Here is a 20,813-nt window from a genome sequence, read left to right as displayed (position 1 = left end):
CCGGCCTGAGTGCGTTGGGTAAACACGCGTTTCATTCTGTTCGCATGGATTCGGAAATACAAGCCATCTGCCAGTATGGTGATACTATTTCTCCCATTGTTTTTGGCAGATACCGCATGGCACCGCACATTCTCATCATTGAAGATGACATCCACCTGTCACAACTCATCGCCGCCTACCTCACCAAGCACGGTTATCAGGTAAGCCAGCATGGTCGTGGCGATACCGCCGCCGATGTCATCCTGGACACCCGCCCCGACCTGGTCATTCTGGACGTGATGCTGCCCGGCAAGGAAGGCTTTGATGTCTGCCGCGAAGTGCGGCTGCGTTATCACGGCCGCATTCTCATCATGACCGCGCGCGATGAAGACGTGGACGAAATCCTGGGGCTGGAACTGGGCGCCGACGACTACCTGGCCAAGCCGGTAGAGCCGCGCCGCCTGCTGGCACGGGTACGCGCACTGCTGCGCCGCGGTGTGGCAGAAGAAGACAACGTGGAAGCCAGCGACAACGACGAACTGGTATTCGGCCAGTTCAACATCAGCCAAGGCACCCGCGCCGCCTATCTGAGCGGCGAGGAAATGGAGCTGACCACGGCCGAATTCGACCTGCTGTGGCTGCTGGCCAGCCATGCCGGGCAGGTACTGTCGCGCGACGACATCATGAATGAATTGCGCGGCATCGGTTTTGACGGGCTGGACCGCTCCATCGACGCCCGCATTTCCCGGTTGCGTAAAAAGCTGGGCGACAGCCCGGATTCGCCCACCCGCATCAAGACCGTACGCGGCAAGGGCTATCTGTTCTCGCGCAGCGACTGGGAATGATCCACCTCCCCCGCCTGCGGCCCGACCGCAAGAACCGCAGCGCCAAACCGTCGCTGGCCACCCTGTTTGCCCGCTATTTCATCATTGCCATGGCGGCAGAGCTGGCCATCATCATCGGTTTTGCCTTCATGCTGGGCAAGCTGTACCAGAATAGCGATAGTGAAAACGCCCGGCGCATGCTGGACGGCCCGGCATCGCTGCTGGTGCAGGAGCTGCAACGCGTGCCGGTGGCGGCGCGCGAACATGCGCTGCCGCAACTCACCCGCCACTTCAGTTATCCGGTCAAGCTGATCAGCAGCCTGCCTGCCGACCTGGACCCGGAAAGCAAACAGAACTTTGCCACCGGCAAAACCTATCTGGATTTCGACAACAACCTGCTCTACATCCCGCTGCCGGACGACAAGCGCATGTTGCTGCTAGGCCCGCTGGATGCCACCCCCAACAGCAACGACAGTGGCTGGATTACCGAAGACATCGAGGTATTGCTGCTGTGGATCGTGTTCACCGGCAGCACGCTGGGCCTGTTGATGTACTTCTACCTGCGGCCGATGTGGCGCGACCTGGTATCGGTACGCGATGCCGCCGAGCTGTTTGCCAATGGCGACTTCCACGTGCGTACCCCGCAAGCCCACAGCCGCTTGTTCGCCCCGCTGTCCACCGCACTCAACAGCATGGCCGCCCGGCTGGAACGGCTGCTGGAAATGCATCAGGCCATGAGCCACGCCGTGGCGCATGAAATCCGCACCCCCATTGCCCGCTTGCGCTTTGGCCTGACCATGCTGGAAGAAGAGGACGACGAAGACGAACGTCGCCGCTACAGCGACGGCATGGAACGCGACATGCAGGAGCTGGAAGAGCTGATTACCGCCAGCATGGAATACGCCAAGCTCAACCGTGGCGAAGCCATCCTGCAACGCGAGCAGGTGGATCTGTACGAATGGTTTGACGACCTGATTGACCTGGTCCAGCCGCTCAAGCCGGCGGGCATCCGTCTCAGCATGGACTGCGCACGCGGCGCAGCCGCCTTTGACCGCAAGCTGATTTACGTCGCCAGCCGCAACCTGCTGCTGAACGCCTTCAAGTATGCGCAACATCAGGTTCACCTGATTGTGGAACGTCAGGGCACCATGCTGGAAATCCAGGTGGATGATGACGGCCATGGCATTCCCGAAGCCGACCGGGAACGCATTTTTGAACCCTTCCGCCGCCTGGACCGCAGCCGCGACCGCGCCACCGGCGGCTATGGCCTTGGCCTGTCTTATGTCCGCCTGATAGCCGAACACCATGGCGGCAGCGCCTTTGCCGGCACCAGCCCCCTGGGCGGCGCCCGTCTCACCCTGCGCATTGCCCTGAGCTAAATCTCACAGGTCACACAGGTCACAGCTTGTCACAAAGCCGTGACACGAAGGCGACAGACCCGCGCTCTGCCCTCCTGCATACTCCAGACTGTTAATTTTTGTGTATGTGGAATTGCCATGCGCTCTACCCGACCTGCGGCCCTGCTGATCCACGGCCTTGGTGGCACTGTTTATGATCTGGGCTCGCTGGGCCGTACCCTGGAAGACGTCGGCATCGTCACCCATGCCCCGCTGTTGCCCGGCCACGGCACCGAACCGGAAGAGCTGCTGGACATCCGCTGGACCGACTGGATAGAAAGCATGCGCGCCGAATACCGCGCGCTGAAGCAACGTCACGGCGTGGTGCATCTGGCTGGCGTATGCCTGGGTGCACTGGTGGCACTGGAAGTGGCGCGGCTGGAAAACCATCAGGACAAACTGGCACTGTATGCACCACCGGTATTTCTGGATGGCTGGAGCCTGCCGCGCCTGACCTGGTTGCGCCCCCTGGGTTACATCCTGCCCGGTATGGCACGCCGCATGCGTATTCCGGAAGCCGAGCCCTTCGGCATCAAGAACCCGCGCATCCGCAAGCTGATCCAGCAGCGCTTCGAGCGGGGCGAGCGATTTCACTACCCCTATGTGCCGCTGGCCTGCATCCGCGAAGTGGACAAGCTGCGCCGGCAACTGCTGCCGCGCCTGGGCCAGATCACCTGCCCGACACTGATTGTGCATGCCGACGAAGACGACATCACCAGCCCGCGCTCGGCACACCATCTGCAGAAACATCTGGGCGGACCGGTCGACTTCATGCCGCTGTCCGACAGCTATCACATGATTCTGGTGGATAACGAACGCATGGCGGTACTGGCGCGCAGCGTGGACTTCTTCCAGTCCAGGCCTGCCAACCGTCCTGCTGTCAGCAGCAGCCCGCAAGAAAACTGGCAGGCCAGCCCGGTCACCGCCTGAGCGGCAAACTGCCATGCCTGACACGGGCCGTCACGTCAATGCGTGGCGGCCCGTTTTGCATTTCCGGGTGGCAAAGTTCCCCTGCTTCATGTTTTGCAACACACTCGGCCGCATTGTCATTCACCGTCACCAAGCAGGCACAACCCGGGCACACAGCCAAGACGCTAGCCGCACAGTGCCCATGCGGGCTTCTGTCACACTGTCTTCCATGCTTCAGCCTTGCCACGGACACCCCCGAGCCCGTGACGCGCTTTTGCTTTGTATCTGTAAGGCCTGGCAACAGGCCTGTACTCCTCTGTCCTTTGTGTGACGATGTGCGACCCGCCCTTACCGGCGGGTTCTTTTTTTGTCCGCCTCCCCGCCGCATGCCACTGCAGCAGCAGGAATCCCCCTGCTACAATGCCAGCCACACCACCATCCAGGATATTGCAATGAGTCATCCCCACGCCAACGAGGTGAAAGCCTTTTTGCTGCAACTGCAAGACCATATCTGTGCCGCGCTGGAGCAGGCCGATGGTCAGGGCCGTTTTGTCGAGGACGCCTGGCAGCGTCCGGCGGGTGGTGGCGGGCGCAGCCGGGTGCTGAGCAAAGGCGCGGTATTCGAGCAGGCCGGGGTGAATTTTTCGCATGTCAGCGGCGATGCACTGCCGGCGTCGGCAACCGCACATCGCCCGGAACTGGCTGGCCGCCGCTTTGAAGCCATGGGCGTGTCACTGGTCATCCACCCGGAAAACCCGCACGTGCCCACCAGCCATGCCAATGTGCGCTTTTTCATTGCCGAAAAGGACGGCGCCGAGCCGGTATGGTGGTTTGGTGGTGGCTTTGACCTCACGCCCTTCTATCCGGTGGAAGAAGACGTGATCCACTGGCACACCGTGGCGCGCGATCTGTGCCAGCCCTTTGGTGCCAATGTGTATGCCGATTACAAGAAATGGTGCGACGAATACTTTTTCCTCAAGCACCGCAACGAAGCCCGTGGCGTGGGCGGGCTGTTTTTTGACGACTTGAACGCCTGGGGTTTCGAACGCAGCTTTGCCTTCATGCAGGCGGTAGGTCAGGGTTTTGTCGAGGCTTATGTCCCCATCGTGGACAAGCGCAAGGCCACCCCATGGACCGATGCACAGCGCCAGTTCCAGCTGTACCGCCGTGGACGCTATGTGGAATTCAACCTGGTATGGGACCGTGGCACACTGTTTGGCCTGCAAACCGGAGGCCGCACCGAATCCATCCTGATGTCCATGCCACCGCTGGTGCGCTGGGAATACGGCTACCAGCCGGAACCCGGCAGTGCAGAAGCAGCACTGTACGAGCGCTTCCTGCCCGCCCGCGACTGGGTGTAGTTCAGTTCCCTTGCGCCGTCGGGCCTTGCCAGTGCAGGCAGACCCGGTTGCGCCCTTCCTGCTTGGCCCGGTACATGGCGTCGTCGGCGCGCTTGAGCACATCGCCGGCATGGCGGTCGTCCGGCAACACCACGGCACAACCCATGCTGGCCGTGACCGGCTCCGGCAGGCCCAGCTTGCTCCAGTGCAGCTTCTCCAGCTGCAAGCGCAAGCGCACTGCCGCCTTCATCGCGTCTGGCAGATCGGTGGCGGGCAACACCAGCACAAACTCCTCACCGCCCAGCCGGGCCACGCGGTCTTCATTGCGCAACAGCCGCAGCGCCAGCCTTACCAGCACTTTCAATACCGTATCGCCTACGGCGTGGCCGTGGCTGTCGTTGACCTTCTTGAAGTGGTCCAGATCCACCATCACCAGCGCAAACACCGTGCCTTGCGTCTGGTAGTCCTGATACAGCTGCGCCAGCAAGGACTGGAATGCGCGATGGTTGAGCGCCCCGGTCAGGGCATCATGTTCGGACAGGCGGCGCAGTTCGCGGTTGAACTGCCAGGTGCGTGTCAGCAGCAACAAAGCCAGCCACAACAGCACGGCCGCCACCACACCCGGTGCGCAGCCACGGGCCACTTCCAGTGCCAGCCAGTAATTGGGCAGGTATTGCAGCACCCGCATGCCGGAGTCGCCCAGCGCATACACCCGCACATGGGCGGTCGGGCTGGCGGCGTACGTTGGCATCACCGGCAACAACTGCAGGTTTTCCTGTGGCAGGGGGTGATCATCGCTGGTGGCCACCACCTGGTTCTGGCGATTGAGCAGGTACAGGCTGCCTGCCGGGGCATCCAGCTGACGCAGCAACTGGTTGAGGGTATTGAGCCCCACATCCATGCACAGCACACCCCGGAACTGTCCCGCCACCCATAGCGGCTGGCTGATGGTCAGCATCGGGCCCTTGCCCGCCTGGTCGATATACACCGGGGTGATCACCCGCTGTCCGCGCGGGTTGACTGCCGGTTCTGCCAGCCGCCAGAACTGACCCTGCGGGGTGTTGGCGCTGTAGTGATAGGACGTTGCCGGGGTGAAGGGATAGAGATAAATGAACTGGCGGGCGGAGACATAGTAAACCCAATCCACACCTTGTTCGCCCAGATGCTGATAAGCCATCTGCATCATCGGTGTCAGGCCCAGCACCACGGCCATTTCATGCCGTGCAGCCGCATCCAGCGCAGCCGCCTGTCCCAGGCCGGTGAGGTTGCCCGGCTGCAGGCCGGACGCCAGGGTGGGCCGGGCATCCAGCGCATAAAAGCCCTGCCCCGGTGCATTCCGCAGCCAGGACAGCACGGCCTGCTGATCCTGCCCGCCATCGCCCTGTTTCAATTCGCTGACGGCATCGGCGTGGATGATGTCGATAAAACCGTCAATGCCGTCAAAATGTTGCTCCAGGCTGCTGACCGCCCGATGGGCATACTGATTGGCCAGACTGAGCGCGCGGCTGTAGGCAAACCAGCCATTGGATAGCAGTAACAGCACGATGAGCAGCAGCAAGCCGCTACGAAATGCTGACGGATGATCCAGTACCGTCTCGCCCAACCACATCCTGCGCATCTTGCCCACCCGCCCGCTTTGCCTCTGCCTGCATCACACCGTACTTTCGATATGTTGACAAGTAATTGCGGTTAATAAGCACATGAGCGCAACAGGGTGTGCCATATGCCAGGTTTGCACATGCAAAAACAGGCCAGCAAGGCCTGTTTCCAGGCTGCTGACAAAGTGATTTGGTGCGATTGCACCGGACCCGGCAAAGCCGGGCCTTTCGATGAAGTGGCTGATTCCGCAGCCTCCCATCGATTCCCTATCCCCCCGCCCTTTCCCGGAAAGGGCGCCTCGCTTTCTTTGCAGAACGCGAGACGGGTATGGCCAATAATCAGAAAACGGGCCATCAAGGCCCGTTTTTTCATATCTATCTGCGCAGGGAAATCAGATGGCCAGCTTGGCAATCGCTTCCTTGGCGGCATGGATGGCGGTAGCACGCTTGTCTTCACCCATATTCACGGCTTCGGCGCGGATGAAGGCAATGTCGGTAATGCCCAGGAAACCCAGTACGGTACGCAGGTAGTCTTCCTGGAAGTCCATCAGCTGGCCTTGCTCGGTGGAGTACACACCACCACGGCTGGACACGATCACCACTTTCTTTCCACCAGCCAGGCCTTCCGGGCCATTGGCACCGTACTTGAAGGTACGGCCGGCTGCGGCTACACGGTCGATCCAGCTCTTCAGCTGGGACGGGATGGAGAAGTTGTACATCGGCGCGCCAATCACCAGTACGTCGGTAGCCAGGAATTCTTCAATCAGCGCATTGCTCAGCGCGCTTTCGCTACGCTGGGTTTCCGTCCAGTCGGCTTCGGCGGTGAAGTTGGCACCAATGATTTCACCGGACAGGTGGGCAATGGGCTGGGCAGCCAGGTCGCGGTAGCTGGTCTGAACATCGGCGTGCTTGGCACGGACAGCTTCTACCACGGCAGCAGTCAGCTGACGGGAAACGGAGTTCTGACCGAGGATGCTGGAATCGAGGTGCAACAGTTTCATGGCGGGTTTCCTTGTAAGCAGAGTTGGTGACGGAATAGTAGTTTTTGCTACCAATCATGACTAGACTGCTCAAATCGGAAACATTGTTCCACCCATAGGACAATCAAATGCAAGACCTGAACGACCTGCTGTACTTTGCCAAGGTGGTGGAGCACGGTGGATTCATGGCTGCCAGCCGCATGCTGGGGATTCCCAAGTCGCGGCTGTCACGCCGGGTGGCCGAACTGGAAGAGCGGCTGGGCGTACGGCTTTTGCAACGCACCACACGGCGCCTGGCGCTGACCGAGGTGGGCAGCAGCTATTACCAGCACTGCCAGGCCATGCTGGCCGAGGCCGAGGCTGCCGATGAAGCCATCGCCCGCATCAGCGCCGAACCGCGCGGCCTGGTGCGGGTGAGCTGTCCGGAACTGCTGGCCAAGACCTTGCTGGCACCGTCACTGCCGCGTTTCATGCAGCGTTATCCACAGGTACGCATTGCACTGGAAGCCACCAACCGGCGGGTGGACCTGATAGAAGACAATATCGACGTGGCACTGCGCGTGCGTAACAGCATCGACAACAGCGCCAACCTGGTGGTGCGGCAGCTGGCGGTCAGCCAGGTGATTCTGGTGGCCAGCCCCGACTTCATGCGCGCCCACCCCATGCCACGCACCCCGGCCGATCTGGCCGGCCTGCCCGCCCTCACCATGAGCCGTGCCGATGGCCGCGGGCAGTGGCAGTTGCTGGATCAGGCCGGTCACAGCTACAGCCTGCAAATTGATCAGCCCAGGCTGATGACCGATGATTTGCTGGTTTTGCTGGAAGCGGCGATAGCCGGGCTGGGCGTGGCCGCCTTGCCGGTGATGGTATGTGACGAGGCCATCCAGCAGGGCCGCCTGCTGCGCCTGCTGCCGGAGTTCGACAGCCCCTGGGGCATTCTGCATGCCGCATTCACTACCCGGCGCGGCCTGTCACCGGCCATCCGGGCCTTTATCGACTTTCTGGTAGCCGAGCTGATTCCGCCCGGCCATCCATCCTATTTGCCGCCCGGCTGACTGGCCGCCTGCTGACGCAGGAAGTCCTGTAACTGTGGGGCGGTTTGCGGGCGGGCAAAATGGTAGCCCTGAGCCTGCTCGCAGCCCATGGCTTGCAGCATGTCAGCGATCTGGGCGGTTTCCACGCCTTCGGCCAGGGTATGCAATTGCAGCTTGTGCGCCATGTCGATGATGGCGCACACGATGTTGGCATCGTCCGGGTCGTCCGGCAGATTACGGACAAAGGATTGGTCAATCTTCAGGGTATTGACCGACAGACGCTTCAGATAGGCCAGGCTGGAATAGCCGGTGCCGAAATCGTCGATGGCCAGCCGCACGCCCAGTTGCCCCAGACGATGCAAGGTGGTTACCACCGACTCGGTCTGCTGCAGCAGCGAGGTTTCGGTCAGCTCCAGCTCCAGCAAATGCGCAGGCAGGCCGCTGTCGCGCAATGCAGCGGCCACCGCCTGCTCCAGATTGCCGCGCTTGAACTGCACCGCCGACAGATTCACCGCCACGACCACCGGGTCGGGATAACACTGTTGCCATTGCACCGCTTGCCGACAGGCTTCCTGCAGCACCCACTCGCCCAAAGGCACGATCAGCCCGCTGCTTTCCGCCATGGGAATGAAGCGCCCCGGCGGAATCAGCTGCTCGCCATCCTGCCAGCGCACCAGCGCCTCCACACCAATGATGCGCCCGTCCACCAGGCTGACCTGTGGCTGGTAATGCAGCACGAACTGGCCGGTTTCCAGCGCCCGCATGAATCGACCGCGCAGACGCAAGGCCTCTTCCGCCTCCACCTGCATGTCGGCGTCAAACAAGCGACAGGTATTCCGCCCGGCATCCTTGGCGTGATACATGGCGGTGTCGGCCTTCTTCATCAGGGTGGTGAAGTCCTGTCCATCCACCGGATAGAGCGACACGCCAATCGATGCCGAGCTGGACAGCTGATGCCCGGTCAGCAGGTATGGTTCTTCCAGCGCATGCAGCAGGCGGCTGATCATGGGTAACAGGCTGTCGATGCTGTCGATGTCGGGCAGCAGCAGCAGGAATTCGTCGCCACCCAGCCGGCAGGCGGTATCGTGTTCGCGCAGCAAGGTACGCAGGCGCTGCGCCACCGCTTGCAGCATTTCATCCCCGACATCATGCCCCAGTGAATCGTTGATGGTCTTGAAGCCATCCAGGTCCATGAACAGCATGGCCAGCATGGTGCCGTGGCGTTCGGTCAGACTGAGCAGTTGCCGGAAGCGGTCCTCCGCCAGAATGCGGTTGGGCAGGCCGGTCAGCGCATCGTGATGGGCCAGAAAGGCAATCTGCTCCTGTTGCCGCTTATGGGCACCAATATCCTGAAACAGCAAGACCGCCCCGATATCACGCCCGTCCTTGACCAGCGGATAGGCATCGTAGCGCACCGGCAGCAGGCTCTGGTCGGCCCGGGTGAAGAGTGCATCGTCGGCATGGGCGCTGCGCCCCTGACGCAAGGCCTGGTGAATGGTACTCGCCCCATCAGGCAGGGGCTGGCGGTCCGGGCCGTGGGTATGCACCAGCGGCAGCAACTGCTGCCCCAGCAAGGCAGCTTCAGTTGCATGACCCAGCAACCGGCAAGCCGCCGGGTTGGCAAACATGCAGCGCCCGTCCTGATCCAGCCCGCAAATGCCATCACCCACTGCATTGAGCAACAACTGGAAGCGATCCTCGCTGGCCTGCAGATTGGCCGAGGTATCCTGCTCGCGCACCTCGGACTGCTGCAGGCGGTACAGCAGCACGCCCAGCACCAGCAACACCAGCAAACTGACCACTACCGTACCCAGCAAGGTGGCATGCCATTGCGCCAGAAAATCCATGCTGGCAATGCCCGCGCCCAGGTAGAAAGGAAACTCCCCCACCCGCTTGAAGGCATAGACCCGATCTACCTTGTCCAGACTGGATGCGTAGCGCAGCAAGCCGCTTTGCTCACCACTGGCCACGTGCTGGAACATCTGGTTGGTTTGCAGGCTCTGGTTGACGCTGTCCTTCACCGCCGGCATGCGCAGCACCAGCCGGCCATCATCGCTGCGACGGAAGGTAATCACCCCGTGCGGGCCAAGGTTGATGGCGGCAAACAGCTTCTGGAAGTAGGCAATGTCCAGCGGCGCCATGGCAATGCCGGCAAATTCACCCTGTGGATTGCGCATGGGCACGGCCATGTACAACTGGCGGGTACGATTAAGCCGTCCGATTGTCACTTCGGAAAAAAACAGCGGTATCTGGGGATTCTGGCGCAAGGCAAGGTAGTAACTGCGGTCCCGCACCGAGGCGTTGGGCAAGGCATAATCGGAGGCATACAACACATTGCCCTGGGCGTCGATCAGGCGCAGCCCGACAATTTCGGGAAAGTGGCTGGCACGCAAGGCCAGCTCTCTTTGCATGGCAGTGGCGTGTTCATTGCGCACTGCCAATGACATGACAGCCGGGTTGGTAGTACGCGCCAGTTCTTCCAGCGTGGCCTGGCTGCGACGCAAGGTGGCCTCCAGCCGGGCTTCCAGCGCTTCCACCACATTGCTGGCGTTCACCTCGGCCTGGCGCTGCTTTTCCTGGTAGGCCACCCCCAACAGGAAAGCAATCAGCGCCGCCGTGCCCAGAAACAGCAGCAGAAAGAACACAATGAACATGCGTTGCGCGCGCTGCTTCATGGGAGAAATGCTTGTTGGTAGCGACAGCTACCATGGTAGCAAAGCTGGCCTTATTGACATAATTTTCTGCCAGTCTGCTCGAAGCCAGCCACATGGTACTGCGCATTTTCTGCGCATCGCTATTGAAAAAGCCTTGCCTGCTACGACATAGCCAAGGTCATGCAGGGCATGCCTGGCCGGAACTGTCAGAACCACTGCGCCTGACCATGCCCTGCCCCTTTCATGCCTGCGGGCTCCCTGCCCGATGGCCATTCCGATGCACTCTCGCACAAAGGAGTTTCCCGTGAACGCAAGCTGGATCGACATTCCCACCCAGGACGGCAAGCAATTTGGCGGTTATCTGTCACTCCCTCCCACCGGCAGTGGTCCGGGCATCGTGCTGGTGCAGGAAATCTGGGGCGTCAACGAACATATCCGCGCCGTGGCCGACCTGTATGCGCTGGCCGGTTACGTGGTGCTGGCCCCCGATGTGTTCTGGCGGCTGAGCCCGCGGGTGGATCTAGACTACGATGCCGCCGGTACCCAGCAGGCATTTGGCTACTACCAGCAAGTGGACACCGCCCAGGCTGCTGCTGATGTGGCCGCTGCGGTTGGCCTGCTACGCCAGCGCCCGGAAGTCACTGGCAAAGTGGCGACGCTGGGCTTCTGCCTGGGTGGCCAGCTGGCCTTCCGCGCCGCCGCACTCAGCAAGGCGGATGCCGCAGTCTGCTTCTACGGTGGCGGCATTGACCAGCACCTGGAACTGGCCGACCAAATCACCCAGCCCATCCTGTTCCATTACGCCGGCAACGACGAACACATTGCACAAACCGCTGTCAGCGCGGTCAAGGCGGCCTTTGCCGGCAAGGACAATGCGGTGTTCTTTGACTACGCGGGTGTGGGCCATGGCTTCAACTGCTGGGGCCGCAGTGCCGTGTTCAACCAATCTGCCGCCGCACTGGCCACTGGCCGCAGCCTGCAATTCCTGGCCGAGCATCTGTAATTCCTTCCGCTTTGAGCAGGTCACCGTCGTGGCCTGCCCTGCCCCAAGTCGGGTAGTTCAGTCCAGCCAGGGATGGGCCGCCAGCCAGCGGCCCAATTCGTTATCGTTGGCGCATTGCAGCTTGCTGAAGATATTGGCGCGATGGGTTTCCACCGAGCGATGTCCGCAGGGCGGCACCAGCACCCGGGCAATTTCCTTGTTGGGCTGCCCCAGTCCCACCAGCCGTGCCACTTCCCGCTCACGCGGGGTCAGCTCCGCCCATTGCCGCAGTGCCTGCGCGCGGGCGCGGGCCAGGGCGATGGCGGCGGGCAGCTTGTCCAGCAATTGCTGGGTATCCGGCTTTTCCACCCAGTCAAACGCGCCACGCCGGACGGCTTCCAGTGCGGTGGGAATATCGCCGTGGGCCGACAGAAACAGTGTCACCAGCGGGCTGTGTGCGGCCAGCAGACTATCAAATACCGACAGGCCGCTGATACCGCCCAGCCGCAAATCCAGAATCACGCAGCCTGGCTGACGCAGGTTGACGGCACTGAGAAAGGCTTCGCCGGAATCAAAAGCCTGTACCGCCAGCCCCTGTGACAGCAACAGCAGCAACAGGGAACGACGCAGGGCTTCGTCATCATCGACAACAAACAGGGTGAGCGGCATTTCTTTCATGATGCAAGCGCCAGGGTAAAGGTAAAGGCGGCCCCGCCAGTGGGGCTGTTTTCCACGCTGATACGGCCACCGTGGGCTTCGATGATGGTACGGCAAATATTCAGGCCCAGGCCCAGTCCGTCGGGTTTGGAAGTAAAAAACGGGGCAAAAATCTGCTCGATCTGCTCTGCCGGAATACCCGGTCCGCTATCGGCCACGGTGACGCTGACTCCTTGCTCCTGCTGCCGGCAAAGCAGCTGGATGCGACGGCTGCCCGGCGGCTGCGCCTGCATGGCGTGCAGCGCATTGTGGATCAGATTCATCAGCACCTGCTCCAGCAGCACGCTGTCCCCGCGCACCGGCGGCAGGCCGTCTTCCAGTTGCAGCTGTAGCTGCACATGATGGCGCTGCAATTCGGGCTTGAGCAGGTTGACCGCATGGTGAATGACATCCGCCGGGGCGAGGTTTTCATACTGGGCGCGTTGCGGGTTGATGAACACCCGCACTCGCTTGACGATTTCGCTGGCCCGTTGTGACTGGGCAATGATGTCGTTCAGCGTTTCGGCCAACAGGCTGCTGGCACCCCGATCGGCCAGCGCCCGGGCGGCCAGGGCGAAATTGGACAGTGCCATCAGCGGCTGATTCAGCTCGTGCGCCAGCGTGGAAGCCATTTCGCCCACACTGGCCAGCCGCGCGCTACGCTCCAGTTGCAATTCCTGATCGCGCTGGCGCGCCTCCGCCTGTTTCTGCGCGGTGATATCCACCACGGAGCTCATCCAGCCCCGGTGCACGCCACGGGCATCCACCAGCGCGGCGGTGTAAATCATGGTGATCACGTCATGTCCGTCCTTGTGCCGGATGCGCGACTCATAGCCATGCGGCACCACCCGGCCCTGCAGCACGTCCTGGCTCACCCTGGCCTGTTTTTCCAGATCATCCGGATGCCAGTACGGATAGGGCGGCAGGCAGCCCAGCAACTCTTCCGCGCTATAGCCCACCATGGCGCAGAACGCCGGATTGACGTAAATGATGCGGCCTTGCGGGTCGCGCGCGCGCATGCCCACCAGCAGCGAATCTTCCATGGCCTTGCGAAAGGTATGGGCTTCTTCCAGGTCGCGGGTGCGTTCTTCCACCCGGCGTTCCAGTTCCAGCCGGGCGCTGCGCTGCTCGACAAAACGTTTTTCCCGCAAGCGCCAGTACAGGCTGGCCAGCAATAGCAGCGCCAGCAGCAAGGTACTCAAGGCCAGCGCCAGTTGCCGTGCCTGGGTGACTTCCTTCATGTCGGAGGTAACGGTCAGCGTCCAGCCCAGTTCCGGCAACGCGGTATCCAGCGCCAGCAAGGAACGATGCAGCCCCTGCACCGTGGTTTGCAGGCCGTAGGCGGCCGAATCCGGCAGGGGCTTTACCTGCCAGGGCAGCACGGCAAACTGGCTGCGGCTGCCGTACTGGCGATGGCTGCTGATCCAGGCGGCATCGGCAGCACTCAGCTGCTGGCGGGCCTGGAACAGCCATTCGGGCTGCGAGCTGAGAAACACCACGCCACGGCTGTCGCGCAGCAGGACCGGGTCGATGCCGCGTCGCCATGCCGCCTGCAAAGGCTCCAGGCTGATCTTGACCACCGCCACCCCCATGATGCCTGCCGGGCCGCGTACCGGCTCGGCGATGAACAGGCCGGACTGCCCGGTGGTCAGCCCCAGCCCGTAAAACAGGCCGCGCTGCCCCTGCAGGGCGGTTTCAAAATACGGGCGCTGGCGGTAGGACTCGCCGACAAAGCTGGAGGGCTGGTTCCAGTTGCTGGACGACAAGGTGAGGCCATTGCGGTCCACCAGAAACAAGGCCGCAGCACCGGTCGTGGACTGCAAATCGGCAAAGTAATGGTTCACCCGCAAACGCAACGCGCTGTCCTGTGGCGCTTGCAGCAAGGCCAGCACATCAGGGTGGCGGGCTGCGGCATAGGGCAGGAAATCGTGCTTTTCCACCAGGCCGCGCAAACCCAGTACATGGGCAGCCGCGGCCTGGCGCAAGGCGGCGGTGCGGGTGGCCAGCTCATGGCGTTCCGCCCAGTTGGCACTCAACACGATCAGGCCGATGGCAGCCATGGTCAGCCCCAGCCAGCGCCAATAGCGGGCGTGAGTTGTGCTGGAGCGGGTTCTGGGCATGGCATCTCCTTGGCCGGGGAAGCTCAGACCATAGCAGCCCGGCTGCCGGACGGAAACACTCCTCCGTAGTTTTACGGAGACGATGCGGGCAAAGTTGCGGATGCCGACTACCGCCCTGCTGCGCATAGTAGACGGCGACAAACGGGAAACCCATTCATAACCCGTCACACCAGAGGAGACAGTCACCATGTCCAGCGCCACAGCCACTGCGGCTTCTCACGAACGGATATCCGGCAAGCGCCTGCATGCCATCATTGTCGGCTCGGCCGGCAACCTGGTGGAATGGTTCGATTTCTACTGCTATTCCGCCTTTGCCCTGTATTTTGCCAATGCCTTCTTCCCCGCCCAGGACCCCACTGCCCAGCTGATGTCCACCGCCGGCATTTTTGCCCTCGGCTTTTTCATCCGCCCCATCGGCGGCATGCTGTTCGGCCACATCGGCGACCGGCTGGGACGCAAGACCGCGCTGATGGCTTCGGTGTTGCTGATGTGCTTTGGCTCGCTGCTGATTGCCTGTGCCCCCACCTATGCCACCGCCGGCATCCTGTCGCCCTGCATCCTGCTACTGGCGCGCCTGCTGCAAGGCCTGAGCCTGGGCGGTGAATACGGCACCAGCGCCACCTATCTGTCGGAAATGGCTGACTCCAAGCACCGCGGCTTCTACAGCAGCTTCCAATACGTCACCCTGATAGGCGGCCAGCTGCTGGCCCTGATCCTGCTGCTGGTCTTGCAAAAATTCCTGCTCAGCGGCGAAGAACTGCGTGCCTGGGGCTGGCGCATTCCGTTTTTTGTCGGTGCCGCGCTGGCAGTACTGGCTCTGCGCATGCGCCACAATCTGCCGGAAACCCAGTCGTTTGAAGCGGCACGCAAATCCGCCAAGACCATGGGCGGCCTCAAACAATTGGCCCAGCACCCCAAGGAAGTATTGCTGGTGGTAGGCCTCACCATGGGCGGCACGCTGGCCTTCTATGTCTACACCACTTATATGCAGAAATTCCTGCGCCTGTCGGTAGGCCTGACCGACATGCAAACCACCGCAGTTTCTGCCGCCTCGCTGCTGTTTGCCATGTGCTTGCAACCCATTTACGGCGCGCTGTCCGACCGCATTGGCCGCAAACCGCTGCTGATCGGCTTTGCCTTGCTGGGCACCCTGTTCACCGTGCCCTTGCTCACCGCCATCCGTCACGCCAGTGGTCCGTGGGAAGCGTTTGGCCTGATCGCCTGCGCCTGGATCATCGTCTCCGGCTATACCTCCATCAACGCACTGGTGAAGGCCGAGCTGTTCCCGGCCAGCATCCGCGCCACCGGCGTGGGCGTGCCATACGCCTTTGCCGTATCGGTTTTTGGTGGCACAGCGGAATACCTGGCCTTGTGGTTCAAGTCCATCCAGCTGGAAAGCGGCTTTTACTGGTACACCACTGCGGTGATTGCCTGCACCCTGCTGGTTTGCTGGTTCATGCGCGACACCCGCAAAGGTTCGCTGATTGATGCCGAGGCAAGGCACTGAGGCAGGAAATCCTGTATGAATGAAAAAAGCCGGACTGCCCCAACGCAGTACGGCTTTTTTTGATCTGGCCAAAAATCAAACCATGCCTGACAGCCAATCCTTACACTGACAGGCTGTCAGTTGCTGCCATTGAGACGACGGTGCAATCACCCCTGACAAGCGTAATCGTCGGCGCATGCCAGCCATATATACAAATCAGTTATGCTGTCGGTCTATGGGTCATCAAGGGGAACGCTATGCCAGATACCGCTTTACTGATTGTGGACATGCAATGCGGCGTGGTGGCCGCTGAACCAGCTGCCGTTCGGCTTGAGCAGGTGCTGGGTAGTCTGAAACTGGCCATTGCCAAAGCGCGGGAGCGTGGTTTCCCGGTGATTTTTGTCCAGCATGAAGAAGCCGGGCTGGAACGTGACAGCGCGGCCTGGCAGCTGCACCCTGCCCTGCCAGCCACAGCCGCCGACCATTTCATCTACAAACGGCATGGCGACAGCTTTTGTGATACCCCGCTGGCAGCCCTGCTGGAGAATCTGGGCGTCAGCAAACTGTGGCTGGGCGGCTGCGCCACCGACTTCTGCGTGGATAGCACCTTGCGCAATGCGGTTTCGCGCGGCTTTCAGGTTACGGTGATTGCAGATGCGCATACCACGCTGAGTGCCTTTGCATTGAGCGGTGAACAGGTGATCGACCACTTCAATGCTGTGTGGCATGCCACCAACGCCACCCCGCAGCCCTTGCTGGTTCAGCCTGCTGCCGCACTATAGCCCGGCACTACCGTAGCCTTAAGCTGACAGCACTGCAAACGGACATTCAAGCCGCCTTGCTCCGTGCTGCAGTGTCAGAAGGGCCTGCGGTTTCACCAATGCGTATATGGCCATCAGCATCAATCATCAGGATGGATTTTGCCGGTAGCGGATTGGCCGAAAACAGCTGGGAATATTTGGCGACCACCTTGTCCAGCTCACCCTGGCTGCCCGCAGCGGCATATTCCTGCTGGAATGCCTGGCTGTCATCCAGCAGGTTCTTGAATTCGCCCAAGGCGTAAACCGTGCTCAGCTCGCGTCCGATACCCGGGTTATCAGTCAAGGCTTGCTTAAGCTGGGCCGCATAGGGGTAATCGGCAGGAAACTGTGGCTGGCCGTCACTATCGTACTGGATGCTGGCAGGTGCAGCCGGAATGCCGTTGGCGGAAAGAAATGCCGGGAATTTCTGATTGATATCCTGGGTCAGGGCATCGATGTTGCGCTGTGATGGCAGCATCAAAGGGGGAAGTTCGCCGTTCCCCCCTTGCGGCTTCGGCGAAAAATACGATTCCAGATTCAGAGCCACCTCCCCCTTGTCGGTATCCATTTTGACGCCGGCACCTGAAGCTGCGCTCGCCTCCGCGGCCAGACGCTCACGTGCCGCTGATGAAATGCTGATGACATCGGCAAGATTTGCCGTCCGGGCGGCAGTATTGGCTGCGGGTTTCTGCGTGGTGGCAACGGACTGATACACCCTGGAAACATTGCCAGTACTACCTAAGCCTATAGTGAGCATGATGAGCACCTTGGAATGAAATGGCAACAACCATGCAAACAGCATGCCAATACAATCTGCTGGCAAAATGTCATCAACAGCTTCAGATATGGTCTGATCCACACCCGGCTTGCCTGCCTGTCAATGTTTTCAAACCTTGTTTACCCCTGCACAGACACATGTGATGTCACATGACATGCTTCGTCAGGCGACAACGTTGCAGTGCAGGATGCCACCTACCCCACGCCGCAGCCGCTACGGGTACAAGCTGCCGCTGCGCTCTGGGCCCATGAGCAGGCGCAGCAAACAGCCAGGTGGGCAAGCTGGCCTGTGTACTATTCCCAACAAAGAACAATTATCAGCCTCTTTAAACACATGGTCAGGATAATTCCATGCAAAAAGGATCTATTATAAACAAATCATAAATTATGGCCGATAGTTACTCTGCCAACCCAATGTATGCGATTTCCATCTTGGCTGCTGATGCTGCTGTTATTCCAGGCTTGTCATGCCACCCCGCTACGGCTGGTGACCTTCGACTATCCACCATATGTCACAGAGGGTGACCAGGGCCCCGAAGGCCTGGCCACCAGCATAGTGAGCGAAGCCTTTGCCCGGATCGGCAAACATGCACAGATAAAACTCTATCCGATGAACCGTGCGCTCAACCTGGTCAGCCAGCGCCAGGTGGATGGTTTGTTCCCGCTAAAAAAGACCCCGGAGCGGGAATTGACCATGGTTTATCCCCATCAACCCCTGCTTATCCAGGACTATGTATTTTTCGTCCGCAAAAACTCGCCATGGAAGTTCAACGGCCAACTGGCATCCATTGCTGGCGCACGCATTGGCATCACCCGCAATGTGTTCTATAGCCCTCGTCTGGACCAGGCATTAAAAGCAGGGCTATTCGCTGCAGTGGATAGCACGGATAGCCATGAATTGAATTTGCGCAAATTACTGGCAGGACGGGTGGACATCGTGCCGTGCAGCCGCACGGTCGCATTGCAGCTGCTGCAAACCATGCCCGGTGGCAATAATGCAGTACAAACCGGACCTAGCATTGAGAAGGTAGCCAGCTATCTGGTGTTTACCCCAGGCCCGGAGGCGGCGAAGCTTGCCGCCCTCTTCGATCAGACCATGACCCGCATGACCAAGGATGGAAGCCTGAACCGGCTAATGGCGAATGAACTGCGCAGACAGCAGCAAGCACCCATGCGCATTCACTAGTGCCACATGCCGGGCTTTCCCGCAGATACCGATTGCACGAGTAGTCGATGGGGGCCGCCCGTCGTATGCGATGTAATTAGGAGAGATGCTGACGCTACCGCGAGTGAACATCAGGAGTATGTCCTTGGCGGACACCAATCTTGACGTGACGTTACCGGCTTTAGCCGGTTCACTGGAATGATTTGTAAGCCGCCATTGAATCAAGAAAGGTTCAACGGCGGCTTTGTACTACCTAAGGGGTCATGCAAGGCATACTTCGGTGCCGTAGCAAAATGCTTCAGCGATCATTCAATACGTTGACGCTAGAAACCCATCGTCACCCTAACCTCCACCGCGTTATCTCCACTATGCGTTTGGCTCGCCTGCCAGAAATTGTGGGCCCACGACGCTGAAGCATTTAATGTGCGGCCCAATTGATAGTCCATACCGATACCAGCAGACAAGGCATGCTGCGAGCCGGCATTGTGATGATTGCGGCCATAACCTCCATCCACGAACAGATAGGGCATCAACAAGCTGTCTGCACCAAGCATATTGATTGTCGGCAAATGAAGCTCGTTACGGCTCACCACCAGCGAGTCGTAGGCTCCATCATCAAGCAGATAGCCACGTACAAGGCCTTCACCACCGATACCTGCCTGCTCGGTATTAGGTAGTGCATTGCTGGAAAACTGCATGATCAGTTCATTACGCAAGCTCCACGACTTGGGCAGCCTGCTCAACTGGGTCAGACGGACATTAAGGTACTGGTAGTCAGAATTGTTTACTCTGTTACTGGTAAAGGTCCTCATGGCCTTATCCGTGTTATCCCCGTTCATGCCCCCTGGGCTGATATGCAATGTCGCATCAAGCCCGGTCTTGCTATCCGCTCCTTGCCACAGCGCATTCCAGCCGAGATAAATTTGATCGGTTTCCAGTTTGCTATCCAGTACTTCAACATTGCCAAAATATGTCTTTTGTCGCTCTCGTTTCACCTCCACCCCGTAAGCAATATCACCGGGCAAACGAGAGATATTGGATAGGCTGAAACGATGACCAAACGAAATTTCGTCGGTCAAGTTGCGTGCGAGAAACGGATTGGAGCTGGTATTGGTTTCAACATGATTGAACGTCAATTCGATTTTCTGTCGCGAAGCAAATGGCAGGTCCAGATGAAGGCCATGGCTGAGATAACGATTATGGGCATACTCGCCACCCAAATGCCCGTTGGCATTTACCCCATCGTGCGAAGTGGTGTACTGATATGAAAGTACCGAATCTGACGTCAACAATCCGCCTACCATCGCCCCTGCGAAATAGCGGTCCATCCCAGTGGCTTGAGTGCCGGAGTTGGCATAGCCAAGGAAAGCGCGCCATGGTTTGGCCTCGGTAATCTGGACATCCAGATCAGAACGCCCGAAGCTGGCCCCTGGGGTAAACACTGCCTGTGCCTGCCGGAAGGGATAGCGATTGATCCAGTCCAAATCAGCTGTAAGCTGATAGGTATCGATCGCTTCGCCAGGCTGCTGGCGGATCAAGCCACGCAGACGCGATGCAGTGGCCGCAGAGGTACCCTGAACCGATACCTTGCCATCCATGAATTCGAGTACGCGGATTTGCAATACTCCGCTACCAATGTTCTGCGGCGGCGTTGACAACGATACAAACGGGAAGCCACGTTGTCGGTAATAACGCGCAATGGACGCCTCGATTTCAGCAATCAGTTTTCTGGATAACGGACGCCCAATCCAGGGCATGAGTATGGCCTTGCCTTCCGGTGTATTGAGCCGTGCCACACGGCTGGCATCGATACCTGCTCCGCCATCTGCAACGGATACATCATCCGTCCCTAACAATACGATACCCGTCAAGTTCGCCCCCAGCGGGGTGGCATCCTCAGATCCTGGCACGACATTAGGTGGCAAAATCATTTGCCGCTGTATCTGCGGCACTGGTGCCGGATTCAGTTCTATCGGTGCTGCAGCCGCGAACTCTGACACGGTCACAGTCAACAGGCACCCTGCGGTTGCGTAGATGCTTCCCCAAACCAATGGCCTGATGGTATTCATTGT

Annotated in this window: 16 protein-coding genes; 9 read left to right on the top strand and 7 right to left on the bottom strand. The window is 60.0% G+C overall.

Annotated elements, in window-relative coordinates; all coding sequences use genetic code 11:
* The first annotated feature begins 116 nt into the window (after positions 1–116).
* The 4 genes from DKK66_RS09245 to hemF all read left to right on the top strand — a co-directional run bounded on the left by DKK66_RS09245 (position 117) and on the right by hemF (position 4,470).
* A complete protein-coding gene (locus tag DKK66_RS09245) occupies positions 117–824 on the top strand; it encodes a winged helix-turn-helix domain-containing protein (RefSeq protein ID WP_131357368.1) in 708 nt (235 codons plus the stop codon).
* Positions 821–2,182, top strand: a complete 1,362-nt coding sequence (locus tag DKK66_RS09240; protein ID WP_131357365.1) for an ATP-binding protein — start codon at positions 821–823, stop codon at positions 2,180–2,182. Before DKK66_RS09245 ends, DKK66_RS09240 begins: the two co-directional genes overlap by 4 nt.
* 117 nt (positions 2,183–2,299) lie before the next feature.
* The gene (locus DKK66_RS09235) at positions 2,300–3,130 is read left to right on the top strand and encodes a carboxylesterase (RefSeq protein WP_045847724.1); all 831 of its coding nucleotides are present in this window, start codon (positions 2,300–2,302) and stop codon (positions 3,128–3,130) included.
* Positions 3,131–3,561: 431 nt separating this feature from the next.
* On the top strand, positions 3,562–4,470 hold the full coding sequence (hemF, locus tag DKK66_RS09230) for an oxygen-dependent coproporphyrinogen oxidase (protein ID WP_045847806.1): 909 nt from the start codon (positions 3,562–3,564) through the stop codon (positions 4,468–4,470).
* 1 nt (position 4,471) lies between these two features.
* On the opposite strand, the gene DKK66_RS09225 is transcribed toward hemF, so the two are convergent.
* Entirely contained in the window at positions 4,472–6,067 is a 1,596-nt protein-coding gene (locus tag DKK66_RS09225; RefSeq protein ID WP_131357362.1) for a sensor domain-containing diguanylate cyclase, read from the bottom strand.
* A 372-nt stretch (positions 6,068–6,439) separates the two neighbouring features.
* Complete coding sequence (locus DKK66_RS09220) at positions 6,440–7,048, bottom strand: FMN-dependent NADH-azoreductase (RefSeq protein ID WP_045847722.1); 609 nt, start codon at positions 7,046–7,048, stop codon at positions 6,440–6,442.
* A 107-nt stretch (positions 7,049–7,155) separates the two neighbouring features.
* On the opposite strand from DKK66_RS09220, the gene DKK66_RS09215 reads away from it, so the two are divergent.
* Entirely contained in the window at positions 7,156–8,082 is a 927-nt protein-coding gene (locus DKK66_RS09215; RefSeq protein ID WP_062787352.1) for a LysR family transcriptional regulator, read from the top strand.
* Here DKK66_RS09215 and DKK66_RS09210 read toward each other — a convergent pair.
* Positions 8,064–10,736 (bottom strand): EAL domain-containing protein, encoded by a 2,673-nt coding sequence (locus tag DKK66_RS09210; RefSeq protein WP_131357359.1) that lies wholly within the window; start codon positions 10,734–10,736, stop codon positions 8,064–8,066. The two genes, DKK66_RS09215 and DKK66_RS09210, sit on opposite strands and share 19 nt — an antisense overlap.
* Before the next feature lie 283 nt (positions 10,737–11,019).
* On the opposite strand from DKK66_RS09210, the gene DKK66_RS09205 reads away from it, so the two are divergent.
* Positions 11,020–11,718: a dienelactone hydrolase family protein gene (locus DKK66_RS09205; protein WP_165494140.1), complete on the top strand. Its 699-nt coding sequence runs from the start codon at positions 11,020–11,022 to the stop codon at positions 11,716–11,718.
* 57 nt (positions 11,719–11,775) lie between these two features.
* Here the strand turns inward: DKK66_RS09205 and DKK66_RS09200 are convergent, their stop codons facing one another.
* A complete protein-coding gene (locus DKK66_RS09200) occupies positions 11,776–12,375 on the bottom strand; it encodes a response regulator transcription factor (RefSeq protein WP_131357353.1) in 600 nt (199 codons plus the stop codon).
* Positions 12,372–14,513 (bottom strand): ATP-binding protein, encoded by a 2,142-nt coding sequence (locus tag DKK66_RS09195; RefSeq protein WP_131357350.1) that lies wholly within the window; start codon positions 14,511–14,513, stop codon positions 12,372–12,374. The genes DKK66_RS09200 and DKK66_RS09195 overlap by 4 nt, the downstream gene beginning before the upstream one ends.
* Before the next feature lie 187 nt (positions 14,514–14,700).
* On the opposite strand from DKK66_RS09195, the gene DKK66_RS09190 reads away from it, so the two are divergent.
* On the top strand, positions 14,701–16,020 hold the full coding sequence (locus DKK66_RS09190) for an MFS transporter (RefSeq protein ID WP_131357346.1): 1,320 nt from the start codon (positions 14,701–14,703) through the stop codon (positions 16,018–16,020).
* A gap of 236 nt (positions 16,021–16,256) precedes the next feature.
* Positions 16,257–16,781 carry an isochorismatase family protein gene (locus tag DKK66_RS09185; RefSeq protein ID WP_131357343.1) on the top strand — a complete coding sequence of 175 codons (525 nt, stop codon included), beginning with the start codon at positions 16,257–16,259 and terminating at the stop codon, positions 16,779–16,781.
* A gap of 46 nt (positions 16,782–16,827) precedes the next feature.
* On the opposite strand, the gene DKK66_RS09180 is transcribed toward DKK66_RS09185, so the two are convergent.
* A complete protein-coding gene (locus DKK66_RS09180; RefSeq protein WP_131357340.1) occupies positions 16,828–17,556 on the bottom strand; it encodes a hypothetical protein in 729 nt (242 codons plus the stop codon).
* A gap of 462 nt (positions 17,557–18,018) precedes the next feature.
* Between DKK66_RS09180 and DKK66_RS09175 the strand changes: the two genes are divergently transcribed.
* Positions 18,019–18,762 carry an ABC transporter substrate-binding protein gene (locus DKK66_RS09175; RefSeq protein ID WP_165494139.1) on the top strand — a complete coding sequence of 248 codons (744 nt, stop codon included), beginning with the start codon at positions 18,019–18,021 and terminating at the stop codon, positions 18,760–18,762.
* A gap of 302 nt (positions 18,763–19,064) precedes the next feature.
* On the opposite strand, the gene DKK66_RS09170 is transcribed toward DKK66_RS09175, so the two are convergent.
* The gene (locus DKK66_RS09170) at positions 19,065–20,810 is read right to left on the bottom strand and encodes a ShlB/FhaC/HecB family hemolysin secretion/activation protein (RefSeq protein WP_131357334.1); all 1,746 of its coding nucleotides are present in this window, start codon (positions 20,808–20,810) and stop codon (positions 19,065–19,067) included.
* Positions 20,811–20,813 lie beyond the last annotated feature (3 nt).

This window comes from Aquitalea sp. USM4, assembly GCF_004328945.1.
Classification (GTDB): domain Bacteria; phylum Pseudomonadota; class Gammaproteobacteria; order Burkholderiales; family Chromobacteriaceae; genus Aquitalea; species Aquitalea pelogenes.
The sequence above is the reverse complement of the archived record's forward strand: the minus strand, read 5'-3'. Positions and strand labels throughout refer to the sequence as shown.